Annotated in this window: 19 protein-coding genes; 12 read left to right on the top strand and 7 right to left on the bottom strand. The window is 71.3% G+C overall.

What is annotated here, in order from left to right; genetic code table 11:
• Positions 1–3: 3 nt before the first annotated feature.
• The 7 genes from ACIHFB_RS15255 to ACIHFB_RS15225 are packed head-to-tail and all read left to right on the top strand — an operon-like array spanning position 4 to position 7,692.
• Positions 4–1,029, top strand: coding sequence for an NAD-dependent epimerase/dehydratase family protein (locus ACIHFB_RS15255; RefSeq protein WP_400127011.1), 1,026 nt, complete (start codon positions 4–6; stop codon positions 1,027–1,029).
• Positions 1,017–2,300, top strand: coding sequence for a DUF4910 domain-containing protein (locus ACIHFB_RS15250; RefSeq protein ID WP_400127010.1), 1,284 nt, complete (start codon positions 1,017–1,019; stop codon positions 2,298–2,300). The genes ACIHFB_RS15255 and ACIHFB_RS15250 overlap by 13 nt, the downstream gene beginning before the upstream one ends.
• A 5-nt stretch (positions 2,301–2,305) precedes the next feature.
• On the top strand, positions 2,306–3,616 hold the full coding sequence (locus ACIHFB_RS15245) for a hypothetical protein (RefSeq protein WP_400127169.1): 1,311 nt from the start codon (positions 2,306–2,308) through the stop codon (positions 3,614–3,616).
• Positions 3,613–4,563 carry a glycosyltransferase family 2 protein gene (locus tag ACIHFB_RS15240; RefSeq protein ID WP_365286070.1) on the top strand — a complete coding sequence of 317 codons (951 nt, stop codon included), beginning with the start codon at positions 3,613–3,615 and terminating at the stop codon, positions 4,561–4,563. The genes ACIHFB_RS15245 and ACIHFB_RS15240 overlap by 4 nt, the downstream gene beginning before the upstream one ends.
• Positions 4,560–5,792, top strand: a complete 1,233-nt coding sequence (locus ACIHFB_RS15235) for a polysaccharide pyruvyl transferase family protein (RefSeq protein ID WP_400127009.1) — start codon at positions 4,560–4,562, stop codon at positions 5,790–5,792. Before ACIHFB_RS15240 ends, ACIHFB_RS15235 begins: the two co-directional genes overlap by 4 nt.
• Entirely contained in the window at positions 5,789–6,340 is a 552-nt protein-coding gene (gene rfbC, locus ACIHFB_RS15230; RefSeq protein ID WP_400127008.1) for a dTDP-4-dehydrorhamnose 3,5-epimerase, read from the top strand. Before ACIHFB_RS15235 ends, rfbC begins: the two co-directional genes overlap by 4 nt.
• An 8-nt stretch (positions 6,341–6,348) precedes the next feature.
• Positions 6,349–7,692, top strand: coding sequence for a glutamate-1-semialdehyde 2,1-aminomutase (locus ACIHFB_RS15225; RefSeq protein WP_400127007.1), 1,344 nt, complete (start codon positions 6,349–6,351; stop codon positions 7,690–7,692).
• 14 nt (positions 7,693–7,706) lie between these two features.
• On the opposite strand, the gene ACIHFB_RS15220 is transcribed toward ACIHFB_RS15225, so the two are convergent.
• The 3 genes from ACIHFB_RS15220 to ACIHFB_RS15210 form a co-directional block, all read right to left on the bottom strand.
• Positions 7,707–8,381: a phosphatase PAP2 family protein gene (locus ACIHFB_RS15220; protein ID WP_365286062.1), complete on the bottom strand. Its 675-nt coding sequence runs from the start codon at positions 8,379–8,381 to the stop codon at positions 7,707–7,709.
• A gap of 180 nt (positions 8,382–8,561) precedes the next feature.
• Complete coding sequence (locus tag ACIHFB_RS15215; protein WP_400127006.1) at positions 8,562–10,511, bottom strand: SMI1/KNR4 family protein; 1,950 nt, start codon at positions 10,509–10,511, stop codon at positions 8,562–8,564.
• A gap of 146 nt (positions 10,512–10,657) precedes the next feature.
• Complete coding sequence (locus ACIHFB_RS15210; protein ID WP_365286057.1) at positions 10,658–10,984, bottom strand: helix-turn-helix domain-containing protein; 327 nt, start codon at positions 10,982–10,984, stop codon at positions 10,658–10,660.
• A gap of 124 nt (positions 10,985–11,108) precedes the next feature.
• On the opposite strand from ACIHFB_RS15210, the gene ACIHFB_RS15205 reads away from it, so the two are divergent.
• Positions 11,109–11,813 (top strand): ANTAR domain-containing protein, encoded by a 705-nt coding sequence (locus ACIHFB_RS15205; RefSeq protein WP_400127005.1) that lies wholly within the window; start codon positions 11,109–11,111, stop codon positions 11,811–11,813.
• Positions 11,814–11,817: 4 nt separating this feature from the next.
• Here ACIHFB_RS15205 and ACIHFB_RS15200 read toward each other — a convergent pair whose 3' ends face one another.
• Complete coding sequence (locus ACIHFB_RS15200) at positions 11,818–12,681, bottom strand: Rieske 2Fe-2S domain-containing protein (RefSeq protein ID WP_400127004.1); 864 nt, start codon at positions 12,679–12,681, stop codon at positions 11,818–11,820.
• A gap of 111 nt (positions 12,682–12,792) precedes the next feature.
• On the opposite strand from ACIHFB_RS15200, the gene ACIHFB_RS15195 reads away from it, so the two are divergent.
• Both ACIHFB_RS15195 and ACIHFB_RS15190 read left to right on the top strand, forming a co-directional pair.
• A complete protein-coding gene (locus ACIHFB_RS15195) occupies positions 12,793–13,008 on the top strand; it encodes a DUF6479 family protein (protein ID WP_400127003.1) in 216 nt (71 codons plus the stop codon).
• A 103-nt stretch (positions 13,009–13,111) separates the two neighbouring features.
• Complete coding sequence (locus ACIHFB_RS15190; protein WP_365286049.1) at positions 13,112–13,291, top strand: hypothetical protein; 180 nt, start codon at positions 13,112–13,114, stop codon at positions 13,289–13,291.
• Here ACIHFB_RS15190 and ACIHFB_RS15185 read toward each other — a convergent pair.
• Positions 13,275–14,198, bottom strand: coding sequence for a LysR substrate-binding domain-containing protein (locus ACIHFB_RS15185; protein ID WP_400127002.1), 924 nt, complete (start codon positions 14,196–14,198; stop codon positions 13,275–13,277). The genes ACIHFB_RS15190 and ACIHFB_RS15185 overlap by 17 nt on opposite strands.
• Before the next feature lie 143 nt (positions 14,199–14,341).
• On the opposite strand from ACIHFB_RS15185, the gene ACIHFB_RS15180 reads away from it, so the two are divergent.
• Complete coding sequence (locus ACIHFB_RS15180) at positions 14,342–15,352, top strand: aldo/keto reductase (RefSeq protein ID WP_400127001.1); 1,011 nt, start codon at positions 14,342–14,344, stop codon at positions 15,350–15,352.
• 27 nt (positions 15,353–15,379) lie between these two features.
• Positions 15,380–15,829: an SRPBCC family protein gene (locus ACIHFB_RS15175; protein ID WP_400127000.1), complete on the top strand. Its 450-nt coding sequence runs from the start codon at positions 15,380–15,382 to the stop codon at positions 15,827–15,829.
• 82 nt (positions 15,830–15,911) lie between these two features.
• Here the strand turns inward: ACIHFB_RS15175 and ACIHFB_RS15170 are convergent, their stop codons facing one another.
• Both ACIHFB_RS15170 and ACIHFB_RS15165 read right to left on the bottom strand, forming a co-directional pair.
• Positions 15,912–16,739, bottom strand: coding sequence for an aldo/keto reductase (locus ACIHFB_RS15170; RefSeq protein ID WP_400126999.1), 828 nt, complete (start codon positions 16,737–16,739; stop codon positions 15,912–15,914).
• Between the two features lie 69 nt (positions 16,740–16,808).
• Positions 16,809–17,237, bottom strand: a complete 429-nt coding sequence (locus ACIHFB_RS15165) for a heme-binding protein (RefSeq protein WP_365286039.1) — start codon at positions 17,235–17,237, stop codon at positions 16,809–16,811.
• Between the last annotated feature and the right edge of the window lie 38 nt (positions 17,238–17,275).

The raw sequence follows: 17,275 nt of genomic DNA, 5'->3' as shown, positions 1-17,275 counted from the left end.
ACCTTGCGCGTACTACTGACCGGACACCAGGGCTACTTGGGCACCGTGATGGCCCCGGTACTCGCCGCCGCCGGACACGAGGTCGTCGGTCTGGACGCCGGCCTCTTCGCCGACTGCGTGCTGGGCGATCAGCCCGACGATCCGCCCGGGCATCGGGTGGACCTGCGCGATGTCACGGCCGAACACGTGGCCGGGGTCGACGCCGTGATCCACCTGGCCGCGCTCTCCAACGACCCGCTGGGATCGCTGGCGCCCGAACTCACCTACGACATCAACCACCACGCGTCCGTACGGCTGGCCCGGCTGGCCCGCGACGCCGGAGTACGGCGCTTCCTGTACGCGTCGACGTGCTCGGTCTACGGCGCCGCAGGCGGCGAAGGCCTGGTGGGGGAGGAGGCGCCGCTGCGCCCGGTGACGCCGTACGCGGAGTCCAAGGTGCGGGTGGAGGACGACCTGCACGCGCTGTCCGACGGCGACTTCAGCCCGGTGTTCATGCGCAACGCCACCGCCTTCGGCTACTCGCCCCGGCTGCGCGCCGACATCGTGCTGAACAACCTGGTGGGCCACGCGCTTCTGTCCGGTGAGGTCCTGGTGCTCTCCGACGGCACTCCCTGGCGCCCGCTGGTGCACGCCGCCGACATCGCCCGGGCCTTCACGGCCGCGCTGACCGCGCCGCGCGAAGCGGTGCACGACCGGGCGTTCAACATCGGCAGCGAGATCAACAACGTCACGGTCGCCGAGATCGCCGAGCAGGTCGCCGAGGCGGTGTCCGGCGCGAAGGTGGTGATCACCGGGGAGAACGGCGCCGATCCCCGGTCCTACCGGGTCGACTTCTCCCGGTTCCGCACGGCGATCCCCGGCTTCGACTGCGAATGGACGGTGAAGCAGGGCGCGCTCGAACTGGCCGACGCCTACCGGAAGTTCGACCTGACGCGGGAGGACTTCGAGCAGCGCTTCACGCGCCTTGCCGTGCTGCGCGCGGCGTCCGACGCCGGCACCGTCGACGACACCCTGCGGTGGCGCCGGTGACCACTGTCGGGGAGGAAATGCATGAGCTGGTGGAGCGGCTGTACCCGCTCTGCCGGAGCATCACCGGCGACGGCGTGCGCGCCACTCTGGACATCGTCGGCGAGTACGTCCCGCTACGGGTGCACGAAGTGCCGACCGGGACTCAAGTGCTCGACTGGACGGTGCCGCAGGAGTGGAACATCCGGGACGCGTACATCGCCGACACCACCGGCCACCGGGTCGTCGACTTCGCCGCGTCCAGCCTGCACGTGCTCGGCTACAGCGTGCCCGTGTCGGCGACCATGCCGCTGTCCGAGCTGCGCGAACACCTGCACACCCTTCCGGAACAGCCGAGTTGGGTGCCGTACCGCACCAGCTACTACAAGCCGGAGTGGGGATTCTGCCTGGCCCAGGACACCTTGGACGCGCTGCCGGACGGCGACTACGAGGTGCACATCGACTCCACACTCGCCGACGGCCACCTCACCTATGCCGAGCACGTGGTCCCCGGGCAGGTCCCCGACGAGGTGATCGTCTCCTGCCACGTCTGCCACCCGTCGCTGGCCAACGACAACCTGGCCGGCATCGCGGTGGCGACGTTCCTGGCCCGGACGCTGGCCGAGCAGACGCCGTACTACACCTACCGGTTCATCTACGCGCCCGGCACCATCGGGGCGATCACCTGGCTGGCCCGCAACGCGGAGCGGATCGAGCGGGTCAAGCACGGGCTCGTGCTGGCCTGCGCCGGCGACTCGGGCCAACTGACGTACAAGCAGAGCAGACGTGGCGACGCGGAGATCGACCGGGTGCTGCGGCATGTGCTGGCCGCCTCCGAACGCCCGCACAGCGTCACCGAGTTCAGCCCGTACGGCTACGACGAGCGGCAGTACTGCTCGCCCGGGTTCAACCTCGGCGTGGGCTCGCTCAGCCGGACCCCGTACGCCGGCTACCCCGAGTACCACACCTCGGCGGACAACCCGGACTTCGTCTCCCCGGAGGCGATGGCGGACACCCTCGCGGTCTGCCGCGAGGCGTTCGGCGTCCTCGACCGCAACCGGAGCTACCTCAACCTCAGCCCCTACGGCGAACCCCAGCTGGGCCGACGCGGGTTGTACGACGCGCTCGGTGGCCGCAGCGACACCAAGCAGGCCCAGCTGGCCATGCTCTGGGTGCTCAACCTCTCCGACGGCGAGCACAGTCTGCTGGACGTCGCCGAGCGGTCCGGGCTGCCGTTCAGCGCCGTCACCGCCGCGGCCGACGCCCTGCACGGCGCCGGGCTGATCAAGGCATGACGACGATGACCACCGAGGGGGAGAAGACGACCGCACCGGCGGACCGGGCCGGACAGGCCGGGCCGACCGGCGGGCGGGCCCTGCTGGGCCGGCTGTCCTGGGGACTGGCCGACCAGGCGGCCTCCAGCATCTCCAACTTCGCGGTGGGGATCTATGTGGCCCGCTCGCTGGGGCTGACCGCGTTCGGCGTGTTCAGCCTGGCCTGGGTGACCTACGGCGTGGTGCTCAGCGTCTCCCGCGGGGTGGCCACCGACCCGCTCGTGGTGCGCTTCAGTGGCGTCCCGGACACCTCCTGGCGCGGGGCGGTGGCCCGGTCGACGGGCACCGCGCTGGTCGTGGGTGCTGCCATCGGCGCGGCATGCCTGGTGATCGGCCTGGCTCTCGGCGGCCGTGTGGGGCCCGCGTTCGCCTGCCTCGGCGTCATGCTTCCCGGGCTGCTGCTCCAGGACGCCTGGCGGTACGCGTTCTTCGCCGCCGGCAGCGGGCGGAAGGCGTTCGTCAACGACGTGGTGTGGGGTGTCGCGCTCGTCCCCGCCATGGTCGTGGCGGCCCGCGAGGGCGGCGTGGCCGCATTCGTGCTCGCCTGGGGCGGCTCCGCCGCGGTGGCCGCGGTGTACGGCTGCTTCCAGTCCGGCATCCGGCCCCGGATGACCGAAGTCCGCCAGTGGCTTCGCGATCACCGGGACCTCGGCTACCGGTATCTGGTCGAGAACGTGGGCGTCAGCGGCGCGAGCCAACTGCGGGCGTACGGACTCGGCGCGATCGTCGGGGTCAGCGCAGTGGGTGTGGTCCGGGGCGCCGAACTCCTGCTCGGCCCGTTCATGGCCGTGCTGATGGGCCTTTCGCTGGTCACCGTGGCGGAGGCGGCACGGGTGGTGCGGCGCGACCCGCACCGCCTCGGCCCGTTCTGCCTCCTGCTGGGCGGCGGACAGGCCGTCGCCGCGCTGCTCTGGGGCGGGGCGCTGCTGCTGATGCCGGACCGGGCCGGCGAGTTCGTGCTCGGCGACGTCTGGCACTCCGCTGCACAGCTCATCGTGCCGATCACCCTCGGCGTCGCGGGTGCCGGACTCGGCACCGGCGCGGCGGCCGGGCTGCGCGCGCTCGCCGCGGCCCGGCGCAGCCTGCGCTGCCAGCTGTTCGCCTCCACCTGCTACGTCGTCGGCGGGCTCGGCGGTGCGGTCGTGGCCGGCACGGTCGGCTCGGCCTGGGGCGTCGCCGCCGCGACCCTCTGCGGCTCGGCCGCGTGGTGGCTTCAGCTGCGGTCCGCCCTGCGCGAGCGCCAACAGAACACCCTTCGCGAAGTGAGGACGCCATGACCCCCCACCACCCCCGGCTCAGCATCGGTCTGCCCGTGTACAACGGCGAGGAGTACCTGGCCGAGTCGCTCGACGCCCTGCTCGGCCAGACCTACGAGGACTTCGAGCTGGTCATCTCCGACAACGACTCGACCGACGGGACCGAGGAGATCTGCCGCAAGTACGCCGCGCTGGACTCCCGGATCCGATATCTCCGGCTGCCCCGGAACATCGGCGCCGCACCGAACCACAACTACGTGTTCACCCAGTGCCGCGGCGAACTGTTCAAGTGGGCCTCGCACGACGACCTGTACGCCCGGGACCTGCTCCGGGCTTGCGTTCAGGCGCTGGACGAGCGGCCGGACGTGGTCCTCGCGCACTCCGGCCAGGCGGTCATCGACGGCGACGGCAAGGTGAAGGTCCCCTACGAGTACGGGCTCGCCACCGACTCACCGCACGCGCCCGAACGTTTCCGCAGCCTGCTCTTCGAGCCCGGTGGCGACGACTTCTACGGAGTGATGCGGGCCGACATGCTGCGCCGGGTGAAGCCGCACGACAGCTACCACCACGCGGACCGCACGTTCGTCGCCGAGATCACCCTGCACGGACCCTTCCACCAGGTGCCGGAGCTGCTGTACTTCCGCCGCGACCACCCCACCCGCGCCGAACGGGCGAACCCCGGCAAGCGCGCCCGGTGCATCAACCTGGACCCGCGCCGGGCAGGCCCGCTGCACCCGACGCCCCGGCTGCTCGCCGAGTACGTCTGGGGCTTCGCCTCGGCGATCCGGCGGGCGCCGTTGTCCCCGGCCGACCGGCGCGCCTGCTACCGCCACCTGGCCGCATGGATGACCAGCCGGGTCCGGCCCGGCGCCGGCGAGCGGGTCGAGGACCGCGCCCCGGTCGACCCCGCCCGGCTCACCGTCTCCGTCGACGACGTCGTCGCCGGACGTGAAGGGCGACAGGGATGACGTCCGCAGACGGAACTCCGGTGCGCGTCGGGGTGTTCGGCCTGCTCGGCTCCGGCAACCTCGGCAACGACGGGTCGCTGGAGGCAGTGCTCGGGTATCTCCGCGCCGAGCACCCGGAGGCGGCCGTGGACGCGCTGTGCGGCGGACCCGAGGTCGTCGAGGCCCGGTACGGGATCCCCGCGACGCGGCTGCACTGGTACCGCGGCGAGTACCGGACCGCGTCACGTGCGGGCGCGATCGCGGGCAAGGGTCTGGGCAAACTCGTTGACGTCTTCCGCACCGCCGCCTGGGTGCGCCGGCACGACGTGGTGATCGTGCCGGGCATGGGCGTCCTGGAGGCCACGCTGCCGCTGCGGCCGTGGGGTTTCCCGTACTCGCTGTTCCTGCTCTGTGCGAGCGGCCGGCTGCTGCGCACCCGGGTCGCACTGGTCGGCGTCGGTGCCGCCCCGATCGGCGACCGGGCGACCCGGGCCCTGGTGCGCTGGTCGGCGCGGCTGGCCGCGTACCGGTCGTACCGGGACGCCCAGTCCCGTGACGCGATGCGGGCGATGGGCGTGGACACCGCGCGCGACGAGGTCTACCCGGACCTCGCCTTCGCCCTGCCGACCCTCCCGGCGACCGGACCTTCGGACCCGCCGGGCCCGGTCTGTGTCGGCGTCATGGACTTCCACGGCGGCAACGACGACCGTGCCCGGGCCGACGAGATATACCGGCGGTACCTCGACGGGACGACCCGTTTCGTCCGCTCGCTGGTCGAGGACGGCAGGACGGTCCGGCTGCTCACCGGCGACGCGTGCGACGCGCCGGTGGTCGCCGCGATCATCGAAGCGGTCAACTCGCCGCTGGTCACCGCCGCCGAGGCGGCCTCGCTGGCCGACCTGATGAAGGAGACGGCCGCCGCCGACACCGTGGTGGCGACCCGGTACCACAACCTGATCTGCGCGCTGAAGGCCGGCACGCCGACGCTCGCACTCAGCTACGCGGCGAAGAGCGACGCGCTCATGGACCGGATGGGACTCGCCGAGTACTGCCACCCGGCCCGCGAGATCGACGCCGACCGGCTGCTGGAGCAGTTCCGGGCGCTGGAGAAGCGATCGGCGGACCTACGGCGCACCCTCGCCGAGCGGAACCTGATCGCCGCCGGTCAACTCCAGAGCCAGTTCAGCGAGTTGACCGCGGCCGTGTTCCCGGCGGCCGACCACGCCCACACCCTGCGAGAGGCTCCATGAAAGCGACCGAAGTCCCGGAGATCGCCGGCGCGTACCTGTTCGAGCCGACGCCGTACGCCGACGAACGCGGCTTCTTCTGCCGCACCTTCGACGCCGACGTGGTCCGCTCGGTGGGCCTCGACCCGGACGCCTTCATCCAGGACAGCGTGTCCCGCTCGGTCCGGGGCGTGCTGCGCGGACTGCACCTGCGCTCCGGCGCGGGCGAGGCCAAGCTGGTGCGGTGCTCCTACGGGCAGATCTTCGACGTCGTCGTGGACCTGCGGCCCGACTCGCCGACCTACCTGGGCCGGGCCTTCTTCGACCTGTCCGGCGAGACGCAGGTGACCCTGTACATCCCGGCGGGGTGCGCGCACGGCTTCCAGGCGCTGACCGAGACCGCCGACACCTCGTACCGGATCGACCGCCCGCACGATCCCGCCGAGGACGTGACGATCGCCTTCGACGACCCGGACCTCGCCATCCCCTGGCCGCTGCCGGTCGCATTGATGTCCGAGCGGGACCGGAGGGCGCCGAGCCTCGCCGAGGTCCTGAAGCAGAGAGAGAAGTGAGGGTCGGCGTGGACACCGAACACACCGAAGAGACCGAAGAGTTCGTCCTGCCCCGGTCGCGGACGGCGAACGAGCGCCTGCACGCGATGATCCCCGGCGGCGCGCACACGTACGCCAAGGGCGACGACCAGTACCCGGAGAACCTGGCCCCGGTCATCAGCCACGGCCGCGGTGCCCATGTGTGGGACATCGACGGCAACCGCTACATCGAGTACGGCTCCGGCCTGCGGTCGGTCAGCCTCGGGCACGCCCACCCACGGGTGATCGAGGCGGTGCGGCGGGAACTCGAACGCGGCAGCAACTTCGTCCGGCCGTCCATCGTGGAGGTCGAGGCCGCGGAACGTTTCCTGGCCACGGTGCCGACCGCGGAGATGGTGAAGTTCGCGAAGAACGGCTCCGATGTCACCACCGCCGCGGTGCGCCTCGCCCGCGCCGCCACCGGGCGCACGAAGGTCGCGATCTGCGGCGACCATCCGTTCTTCTCCGTCGACGACTGGTTCATCGGTACGACGCCGATGTCCGCCGGCATCCCGGAGGCGATCACCGAACTCACCGTGGCGTTCCCCTACGGCGACCTGGCCGCCACGGAGGAACTGCTCAGCCGGTACCAGGGCGAGGTCGCCTGTCTGATCCTCGAACCCGCCGGTCACAGCGAACCGCCGCCCGGATACCTCGCCGGTCTGCGCGAGTTGGCCGACCGGCACGGCTGCGTACTGATCTTCGACGAGATGATCACCGGCTTCCGCTGGTCCGAGTCGGGCGCTCAGGGCCTGTACGGCGTCGTCCCCGACCTTTCCACGTTCGGCAAGGCGCTGGGCAACGGGTGCGCCGTCTCCGCGCTGGCCGGGCGCCGCGAGCTGATGGAGCGGGGCGGGCTGCGTCACTCCGGTGACCGGGTGTTCCTGCTGTCCACCACGCACGGTGCGGAAACGCACTCTCTGGCCGCCGCGATGGCCGTGCAGTCGACCTACGTCGAGGAGGGCATCACCGCACAACTCCACGCCCTCGGCGAGCGGTTGGCCGCCGGTGTCCGCGACGCCGCGGCCGGCATGGGCGTCGGTGACCACGTCGTCGTCCGGGGCCGGGCCAGCAACCTGGTCTTCGCCACCCTCGACGAGAACGGGCAGCCGTCGCAGCAGTACCGCACCCTGTTCCTGCGCCGGCTCCTCGCGGGCGGGGTGCTGGCCCCGTCGTTCGTGGTGAGCAGCGCGCTCAGCGACGCCGACATCGATCACACCGTGAACGTGGTGTCCCAGGCATGTGCGGTGTACCGGAAGGCACTGGACGCCGGTGACCCCACCCCCTGGCTGGGCGGGCGGCCGGTGAAGCCCGTGTTCCGGCGCCGGGCGTGACACATGACGTGACGTCAGCGATGCTCCAGCCGACCGGCGGCGGCCCACCGGTCGGCCGTCCGGTCGACCAGCCATGCGGTCGCCGGAATCACCGCCAGCGCGGTGCACCAGCCGCCGAGGACGTCGGTCGGGTAGTGCGCGCCCAGGGCGACCTGCGCCCATCCCATCGCGGCACCGGCGACCAGCGCCGCGGCGAGCACGAGTGACGTACCGGCCGTCCTGCCGAGGCCGAGCCGGTCGGTCGCGAGCAGGGCTGCGATGAGGGCGAGCGCGGTGATGAAGGCGGTGTGCCCGCTCGGGTAGGACAGGTTGTCGGCGCCGTGGATGGTGCGTCCCGCCAGGTGCTTGAGGAGCGTCGCCGTCCCCACGGCCAGGGTGGCGCCCGCAACGATGAGCACCGCCGCGCGAGGACGCCGAAGCAGCAGGCAGCCTGCCACGGCGGCCACGATCAGTAGCGCGGCTCCGGCCGGCTCTCCCAGGAAGTCCACGGCCAGAGCGAAACGCCGCCACGGCGGCCGCACGCTGTCCGCCGTCGGCTCGACGATCCACCGGTCCACCCTGCCGGGCTCGCTGTGGCCGGCGTACATGACCCCGAGCACGACGACCACCAGTGTGGCGAGCGCCGAGATCAGCCCGAGCCACGCACGCAGCGACGGAGGCAGTACGGCGGACGCCGACCGCCCGGTCACCCGCCCACCGCGTCCGGGCCGACTTCCAGGTCCGTGCCTGCCAGGCGATCCAACGCGAGCCCCCCGTCGTGTCCGACCCGCCATCGCCCTGGTCAAGGGCATCGGGATCAGCCTCTGCTTGTCACCCTAACCAACAATCCGGTCGCACGAGCGGCGCATACCCCGTTGGACAGGCCGCGTTCACCGGCGCCTCGGCCCGTCCTCTCCCGTCCGCCGGCCGTCCGCCGGGCGCGGGTCTCCCCAGTCCATCCGGATCACCGTGTACGTCTCGCCGTCTCTCGGCGGACGTGTCCAGGAACCGGAGGTGAACGTGTGCAGCCGCCCGCTCACGAGGGCGTGACGCGGCAGAGAGGCGCCGAACTCTCCGGCCACCGATTCCAGCAACGTCCGTTCCGCCTCGGCGCCGACTTCCGGGGCGCCGAAGAACCGGCCCGGGTCCAGCGCTCGGGGTATCTCCCCGTGCTGCCGGATCTCTCCGTCCGCGTACGTGAATGCGTAGTGCTCGGCGCCGTCATGCGCCACCGAAAGGTGGAAGAACGGCTCCCGGTGCGGTGTCCTCAGGCCGCTCCACACCACCACCGCACGGGTGCCCGCGCTGGCGGCCGCGGCCGGGGAGACGAACCGCCCCTGGTCGAACGGGCCGGGCTCGCCGTCGAAGGCGAAGCTCCATCCGGTGCCGGTCCGGCCGACCGCCATGAGGGCCCGGTCGTCGTAGGACGAGAACTCCCTCTGGTCGTGCACTGACTTGCGGCGTGCCTCCCAGAGGGTCATGGGTTCGCTCAGCACGGTGTCCGCGTCCGCGAGACGTCCGGGCAACTCCTCCGGCTCCGTCCCCTCCACGAGGACGAACCGGTAGCACGTGCGGTGGTTGCCCGGGTCCGGCTCCGCGAGCCACGCCAGGTCACCCGGGTCGAGCCCCGCCGGCGGACTCGGTGCCTCACCCGCCTGCCCGCCCCTGGGAGTGGACAGCAGCTCGCGACCCCGCTCCGGGGTCAGCAGCGGCCCGAGCACGGGGTCGGCCACCCACCCCAGCGGTGCCAAGTGGTCCGGTCCCAGCGGCTCCCACATCGGCAGGGCGTCGATGAGCGTCCGCCATGCCCCGTCGGTGTCTCCCCAACGCGCCAGCTCCCGCGCCCGCTCGACCGCTTCCCCGAACGGTCCGGCCGCCGTGTACCGGTACGTGCCGTTCCGTATCTGATCCAGCGTCGCGTAGGCCAGCGACACCAAGTCGTCGTCGGCGCCCCGCAGATGGAACGTCAGCGTGGAGTCGCCCCGGTACGAATGCGCCGCGTGCTCGGCGACCAGCGGTGGCAGCAGCTCGGGCGCGTACTGCGGGTCCGTCACCAGGCCGTCGAAGTACACCATGTAGGTCTCTCCGAGCAGGCGCCGTATCTGGTCGCCCAGCCCGGCGGCGCGCGGCCTGCCGTACCCCTTGGCCTCGTCCAGTGCCTTGACGGCCCGCTCCCAGCCGCCGCCCAGCGCCTCCAGCCGGGCCTCCTCGACCAAAGCGTCCAGCTTTCGCGTCGTGGCGTTGGCGAACACCGGCTCCCCATCGCTCCGGTGCGCTCCCAGGCTGTGGAACTCCCGGTGCATGTCCCGCATGAACTCAAGGAAGTTCGCGTGCCGCTCGGGCGGCGCGGCCCGCCAGCTCGCCCATGTGTACACGGCCCACTCGCCGTCCTCGTCCACGTCCTCGGGATCCAAGAGCACGTGGGTGGCGTCGGACTCGACGTCGAGTTGCAGCCCGCGCCGCCAGAGGTCCACCTCCCGCCGCTCCTCGGGCCCGGCGTCGTCGTCCAGGTACTCCTCGAACATGACGGCGAGTCCCGACTCGTCGTTGTGCCAGTGCGCGTCGCTCGTCCCCGCGAGCAGTGACACGAACCCGCCCGCGTGCCGCCACCCGTCGCTGACCTTGAGGAACTCCCGGTACGACGGGGGCATCCGTCGGCCGAGGCGCTCCTCCAGCGTTGTGATCCGCTCCTCGGACGCGGACGGGAACCCCAGCCAGCGCGTCCGCTGCGCGGCCTCGTCGTCCTCGCCCCGCGTCTCGCCCTCAGGCAGGGAATCCGCCCACTCCCCGCTCCACCCGAGCAGGAAGGACCGCCAGTCGAATGCCGTGGTGTCCGTCATGCATCCGATGCTCCCACCGGGCACTGACAATGCCCGGTCACATGTGCCGGTTCTCGGCGTCGCCAACTGCTCGGCGCCTGCACCCTGTTGACGGGCATCGGGGTCGCACCAGGCGGTTCCGGCGCCCGGGCGCTCCCCTCCGAGGATCAGCTCGTCGTCTGATCGCTGCGGCTGTGGTCGTGCTGGTGGAGGAAGACGAGCAGGTCGGCGACGGTGAGACCATCCTCCGCCGGGTGGCGGAGGATGGTGTCCGGCTGGATGCGGTAGGCGTTGGTTCTGCCTTCCCGGGTGTGCGTGAGATAACCGCCCCCCTCCAAGTCGGCGATGATCTTCTGCACAGCCCTTTCGGTGAGCCGGCAGCGTGCGGCGATGTCGCGGATGCGGGTGGCGTGGTTGCCTGCGATGGCGGCCAGGACGCGCGCGTGATTGGTGAGGAACGTCCAGCCGGTGTGCGGTTCAGGGGCTTCGGCCATCCCCCCAGACTAGGACATGCTGTTCATGCATTCAAAAGGCTGAAATAGATTTCCGGTATCCCTTGACGTGTAATGGGCGGCGGGGCAACCTGAACGGGAGCCAATGCCCACGCTGGAGGCGGCCATGCAACAGCTACGGATTCGGGATCGCTCCGGCGCCGCAGACGGCGCGGCAGTCGACACTCCGGTGGACCTGGGGGAGGCCATGCCGTACGAACCGGTGATCGAGACGCTGGCGCATGACGGCGACATCACCGTCAGAGTCCGCGGTGAGCTGGACATGGACAGCGAGGAACCGCTGCGGAGTGTGCTGGAGGACTCCGTCAGCCGGTGCGCACGCCGGGTGGAGCTGGACCTGAGCGGAGTCACGTTCTGCGACTGCTCGGGGCTGAACCTCCTGCTCGCCGCGCGGCGGCGTGCCGTGCTGCGAGGCAAGAGCCTCACCGTGCGGGCGGCCAGTTCCGCCGTGCGCAGGCTCCTGGTCAACACGGACACGTGGCCGCTGTTCGCGGGCACCCGGCCGACGGAGGACGCCCTGAGCGAGGGTCAGGATGACCTGCGGAACGAGGTCGCTCAACTGCGCCGCGCCATGCGCACCCGCCCGGCCATAGACCAGGCCACGGGCATCCTGATGGCCACGTTCTCCCTGAGCTCCGACGACGCGTGGGCGGTGCTGGTCGCGGTCTCCCAGAACACCAACACCAAGCTGCACCAGGTCGCCGAGGAACTCCTGACGGCCATCAACGGCGAAGCACTCCCTGACGCGCTGCAAACGCACTTGGCCGCGGCGGTGAGCGCCCTCGGCGACGCAGCGGCACCTTCCGGATGACAGCTCAATGCGCCTGTCCCTGTCGTAGCCGGATCTCGACCAGGCCGTCGTTGAGGCGTACGTCGAAGGAAGGCTGAGGCGCTGTCGAAGGGCCTGCCACACAGGCGCCGTCCGCGAGCCGGAACACGCTGCCGTGCCAGGGACAGGTCACGCAGCCGTCGCTGATCCCGCCCTCCGACAGGGGTCCCGAAAGGTGGGCGCACCGGTCCGCCAGTGCGTGTACCTCTCCGGTCCCCTCGGAATCCCGTACGAGCAGTACGGGGACCTCGCCGACCATCCGCCGGACGGCACGGCCCCGCGGGAACTCCTCCGGGGCACCGACGGGGTGCCAGCCCGCGTCGATGAGGTGGGCCACGGCCTGGCTGTGGTTCACGCCCGCGGCCTGCCGGTATGCCAGGTGGCCGCCGAGCACACCGCCGACCGTGGCGGCCGTGAGTCCGGCGAAGCCGAGCAGCCGGCCGCTTCGGCCCCTGCCGCGGGCCACGAGCGAGGCGGCGTAGAAGGCGATGGCCGCCGTGTTCGCCGCCGCGTGCACCACACCCACCCGCTCCTGCTCGGGAAACTGGTCGGCGAAGTCGACGGCCCCCGCCAGAACGGCCGGGGCCGCGCCGGCGAGCCCCGCGGCGACCAGCAGCCGAGCCGCGCGCTCGTTGCCGCGCGTCAGATCCAGCAGCGCCGCGGATGACCACGCCCCGATCGGGGTCTGCACCAGTGCCGGGTGCAGCGGGTGGCCCTGCCAGCGGCCGCGCAGCGCGTCCCGCAGCGGCCCGAGGGGGAGCGCGTGGACGCCCGTCCGCACGGGAGTCGCGATGCGGTCGAGCGAGTCGGCGTCCTCCAACGCGTCGATCTTCGAGAGGGGATTGCGCATGTTCGCCGGGTTACCCGATCACCCTGGCGGAAACCTGGCCGCCGGCCGAGGCGATCGACCCCTGCGGTCCTCGGCCTGTATCCGCAGCCCGGGACTGGGTACCCGGCGACGATGAACGTCATCGCATACGCAGTCGCAAACGCCATCCCCCAGGCCGTACGACTCGGCATCAAGGTGCGGGGCCGCGAGCCGGGGCCCCCGAGCCGCCGTGATCAGCCCACACTGCCGGAGACCGGACCGGTCCGTCGGACAAGAGGGAGCGGCTCACCCCGCACGAACTCCAGGCGTCCGGCAGTGGCGGCCCGGGGAGGACGTAACCCACCGTGATGACCACGAAGCACGACGTGCGGGGCCGCACGAACCGGGAGATATTCGAACCTGCCAGGCGCAGAAACAGGCGCATGAGCAGGCGCAGAAACAGGAGGACGTTGTGAGCACGCACCCCAGTGAGAAACTCGTCGTCCGCGAAACGGGGTGGTCGAAGGCCCGCCATCAGCGGGGACAGGACATGCGTACCTGCGTCCCCGCGGTCGAGGCCGACGACACCGAACCTGCCGCCGAGGCGGGCCGGGAGGCGAAGGCCGCCACCATCGTCAGGGGAGACGACTGACCGCCTGTTCCTGCTCGTTCCCCGTGTTCAGGACCGTCGCGCGAAACGACGCGACGATCGGGCGGAGATCGGTCCGGTGCCAGGCGGCCCACAGGCGTACCGACCTCTGGAACCAGGGGAGTTCACGGACGGTGACGCCCACGGTGCGGCCGTGCAGCATGCTCTTCTGTACGAAAGCCATGCCGAGCCCGGATGCGACGAGGCCCAGCGCGGTGAGCGGGTCGGGGGCTTCGAGGCGGATGTCGGGAGTGAAGCCGGCGGTGGCGCAGGAAGCGACGAAGTCGTCCCGCCAGGCGCGGTCCTGACTGTCCTCGACGACGATCCACGGCTGGGTGTCCAGGTCCGCGGGCAGGACCTCCGTCGCGTCGGCGAGAGGGTGGCTGCTGGGCATGGCGAGGAGCAGGGGGTCCTTGAGCAGGAGCGCGCTGCGCAGGTCCGGGTCCGTTTCGGGGGGCGCCTGCGGCACCAGGGCGATGTCCAGGCTGCGTTGGCGCAACCCTTCGAACTGCTGGGGCGCGGCGAGGTCGTAGAGGGCGACGTGGATGCCGGGGCGTTCGTCGTGCAGTTCGCGCAGGGCCTGGGGCAGGAGGCCGGTGTGCATCGCGTCGCCGACGTACCCCACGCACAGGCCGCCCTCCTCCCCGCGGCCGAGACGCCGGCCGAGGTTCTCCAGGCGGGCGGCGTGTCGCAGCAGGGCCTCGGCCTCGGAGAGGAAGACCTGGCCGTCGGAGGTGAGCCGGATGCGCTGCTGGGTGCGTTCGAACAGGGTCAGGCCCAGGTTCTTCTCCAGCTGGGCGATCTGCCGGCTCAGGGGCGACTGGGAGATGTGCAGCCGCTCGGCGGCCCGGCCGACGTGTTCCTCCTCGGCGACGGCGACGAAATAGCGCAGTTGACGCAGGTCAAGCATGTAAGACCTCACGGGACTCAAGTGTGTCCAAGTGAGTCTTGGACAGTCTGATCCATCGATCCTAACCTCGACAGGGCAAGAGCCGCGGAGCAGGACAAAACATCCGAACTCCGCGTTACGCAATGGAGAGAAGGATCTTCCTCATGGGTATCAAGTCCCTTCTGCCGGGCTCCCTCGGCTTCGGTACCGCGCCGCTCGGCAACATGTTCCGCGCCATCCCCGACGAGGAGGCCGCGGCCACCGTCGAGGCCGCCTGGAACGCGGGCATCCGCTACTTCGACACCGCCCCGTTCTACGGCGCCGGTCTGTCCGAGATCCGGCTGGGCGAGGTGCTGGCGGGCCGCCCGCGTGACGAGTTCGTGCTCAGCACCAAGGTCGGCCGCGTCATCCTCGACGAGACGGAGGACCCTGCCGCCCGCGAACTCGGCGAGAAGGGCGGCCTGTTCGAGCACGGCCGTCCGAACAAGATGCTCGACGTCTACACGGCGGACGCCACCCTCCGCTCCATAGAGGACAGCCTCACCCGTCTTCGGACGGACCGCCTGGACATCGTCTGGGTGCACGACGCCGCCCAGGACTTCCACGGCGACAACTGGCTCGCCGTCTACGAGACCGCGCGCACCGGCGCCTTCCGCGTTCTTCAGCGGCTCCGTGACGAAGGCGTCATCAAGGCCTGGGGCCTCGGTGTCAACCGTGTCGAGCCCATCGAGCTCACCCTCGACCTGGACGAGCCCAAGCCCGACGGATTCCTGCTGGCCGGCCGCTACACCCTCCTCGACCACGACCGCTCCCTGCAGCGTCTGCTGCCCGCGGCCGCCGAGCAGGGCGTCGACATGGTCGTCGGCGGTCCCTACAGCTCCGGCATCCTCGCCGGCGGGCAGCACTTCGAGTACCAGAAGGCCCCGGCGGAGATCATCGCCAAGGTGGAGCGGATGAAGGCACTCGCCGCCGAGCACGGAGTCGGCATCAAGGCCGCTGCCCTTCAGTTCGCCCTGGCCCACCCGGCGACGGCGGCCGTCGTCCCCGGCGCGACCCGGCCCAGCCGGATCGCCGAAGACGTCGCCGCTCTGAACGAGAGCGTTCCGGCCGCCTTCTGGACCGCCCTGCGCGACGAGAAGCTCATCGCCGCCGACGCCCCCACCCCCGCCGCCTGACACGGCACACCACGGAGAGCACCCATCATGGCCACCACCACCGTCTCCCTCGACCTCCCGCAGAGCCCCGACCGCGTCTGGCAGCTGATCGGCGGCTTCGGCTCGCTGCCGGACTGGCTGCCCTACATCCCGCACAGCGAACTCGGCGAAGGCGGCCGCACACGTCGCCTGACCAACCAGGACGGCGGCGTCATCGTCGAACGCCTCCAGGCCTTCGACCACGAAGCACGCACCTACTCCTACGCCATCGAACAGGCCCCGTTCCCGGTGACCGGCTACCTCTCGACCTTGAGCGTGCACGCCGTCCCCGGTCGCCCCGAGGCCTCGCGCGTCGAATGGTCCGGCTCGTTCACGCCCGCCGGTGTGAGTGACGCCGAGGCCGAGGAACTCTTCCACGGCATCTACACCGACGGGCTCGCCGCACTGCTGAAGACCGTGAGCGCCCTCGGGCCCGACGCCGCCGGCGCGCGGAACTAGTCGAGCGGGGCCACGGCCGGAGCAGACCGGCCCGCGAGGCGGCTGTTGCCGCCGGCGCGGGCCGGTCTGCGAGGTGAGAGCCTCAGTTGAGGGTGTCGGGGTCCGGGCCGGTGCGCAGGCCGCGGTCGAGCTCGGCGATCGCGGTCATGTCGTCGTCCGACAAGGTGAAGTCGAAGACGTCGATGTTCTGCTGGATCCGGGCGGGCGTGACCGACTTGGGGATGACGATGTTGCCCAGCTGCACATGCCAGCGGAGGACGGCCTGGGCGGGGGACTTGTCGTGTCGGCCCGCGATGTCCGTCAGCGCCTTCTCCTGGAGCATCGCGCCCTGTGCAAGGGGGCTCCACGCCTCGGTGGCGATGCCGAGCTCGGTGTGCAGGGTGCGCAGCTCGGCCTGCTGGAGACCGGGGTGCAGCTCGATCTGGTTGACGGCCGGCACGAGCGAGGCGCCGTCCAGCAGCCGCCGCAGATGGTCGGGCTGGAAGTTGGAGACGCCGGCGGTGCGGACCCGGCCGTCGGCCACCAGCTTCTCGATGGCCTTCCAGGAGTCCCGGTACAGATCACGGGCCGGGGTGGGCCAGTGGATGAGGTAGAGGTCGATGTGGTCCAGGCCCAGCTTGGCGAGGCTTGCGTCGAACGCCTTGAGCGTGGCGTCGTAGCCCTGGTCGGCGTTCCACAGCTTGGTGGTGACGAACAGCTCGTCACGGCTGAGGTCGGAGTCGGCGAGGGCGTTGCCGACGCCGGTCTCATTGCCGTAGATGGCGGCCGTGTCGATGGAGCGGTAGCCGGCATCGAGGGCCGCGGTCACGGCCGTGGTGGTCTCGGCGTCCGGGACCTGGAAGACACCGAAGCCGAGCTGCGGGATCCGGACGCCGTTGTTGAGCGTGACGGTGGGAACGGTGGGGGCCATGTGTGGTTCCTTGCTTTTCATCGGGTGGTGGTCGGTGGGTGCTGGATCGCGAAGGGGAAGTCCGAACGGTCAGGCCAGGGCCGCGACGGCCGTGCCGGCGAAGCCGTGGTCCTGCTCGGGGGCGCCGCCGCCGACGCCGATGGCGCCGATCAGGCGTCCGTCGCGGTGGACGGGCAGGCCGCCCGCTATGAACAGCAGCGGCCGGTCGAGCGCGGTGGGCAGGCTGTGGAAGGGGCCGTCGGGCTTGACCAGGTCGACGAGGTCGGCGGTCGGAGCGTTGAGCTGGAGAGCCGTGTACGCCTTGCGGGTGCTGGTCTCACCGGAGATCAGCACCGCCCGGTCGTCGCGGCGGAAGGCCAGCAGATGCCCGCCGGCGTCCAGGACGGTCACGCTCACGGGAACTCCCGCGGCCTCCGCGGCCCGGCGGGCGGCGGTCAGCAGGACCTCCGCGTCCTGGGTGGTCAGCGGGGCGACGGCGGTGGCCGTGGCGGTGGTCATGGCAGGTTCCTTTCGATGAACGAATCGAGTCGCGGTGG

Source organism: Streptomyces sp. NPDC051963 (assembly GCF_044593495.1).
GTDB lineage: Bacteria > Actinomycetota > Actinomycetes > Streptomycetales > Streptomycetaceae > Streptomyces.
Note: the sequence above shows the minus strand (reverse complement) of the source record. Positions and strands in the feature narration are given on the sequence as shown.

Excerpts from the sequence above, each read along its gene's own strand:
- ACIHFB_RS15200 (WP_400127004.1), bottom strand. The coding sequence starts at position 12,681 with ATGCGCAATCCCCTCTCGAAGATCGACGCGTTGGAGGACGCCGACTCG.
- ACIHFB_RS15170 (WP_400126999.1), bottom strand. The coding sequence starts at position 16,739 with ATGGCCCCCACCGTTCCCACCGTCACGCTCAACAACGGCGTCCGGATC.
- ACIHFB_RS15215 (WP_400127006.1), bottom strand. The coding sequence starts at position 10,511 with ATGACGGACACCACGGCATTCGACTGGCGGTCCTTCCTGCTCGGGTGG.
- ACIHFB_RS15235 (WP_400127009.1), top strand. The coding sequence starts at position 4,560 with ATGACGTCCGCAGACGGAACTCCGGTGCGCGTCGGGGTGTTCGGCCTG.
- ACIHFB_RS15165 (WP_365286039.1), bottom strand. The coding sequence starts at position 17,237 with ATGACCACCGCCACGGCCACCGCCGTCGCCCCGCTGACCACCCAGGAC.
- ACIHFB_RS15195 (WP_400127003.1), top strand. The coding sequence starts at position 12,793 with ATGAACGTCATCGCATACGCAGTCGCAAACGCCATCCCCCAGGCCGTA.
- ACIHFB_RS15245 (WP_400127169.1), top strand. The coding sequence starts at position 2,306 with ATGACCACCGAGGGGGAGAAGACGACCGCACCGGCGGACCGGGCCGGA.
- ACIHFB_RS15210 (WP_365286057.1), bottom strand. The coding sequence starts at position 10,984 with ATGGCCGAAGCCCCTGAACCGCACACCGGCTGGACGTTCCTCACCAAT.
- rfbC (WP_400127008.1), top strand. The coding sequence starts at position 5,789 with ATGAAAGCGACCGAAGTCCCGGAGATCGCCGGCGCGTACCTGTTCGAG.
- ACIHFB_RS15205 (WP_400127005.1), top strand. The coding sequence starts at position 11,109 with ATGCAACAGCTACGGATTCGGGATCGCTCCGGCGCCGCAGACGGCGCG.
- ACIHFB_RS15180 (WP_400127001.1), top strand. The coding sequence starts at position 14,342 with ATGGGTATCAAGTCCCTTCTGCCGGGCTCCCTCGGCTTCGGTACCGCG.
- ACIHFB_RS15175 (WP_400127000.1), top strand. The coding sequence starts at position 15,380 with ATGGCCACCACCACCGTCTCCCTCGACCTCCCGCAGAGCCCCGACCGC.
- ACIHFB_RS15185 (WP_400127002.1), bottom strand. The coding sequence starts at position 14,198 with ATGCTTGACCTGCGTCAACTGCGCTATTTCGTCGCCGTCGCCGAGGAG.
- ACIHFB_RS15240 (WP_365286070.1), top strand. The coding sequence starts at position 3,613 with ATGACCCCCCACCACCCCCGGCTCAGCATCGGTCTGCCCGTGTACAAC.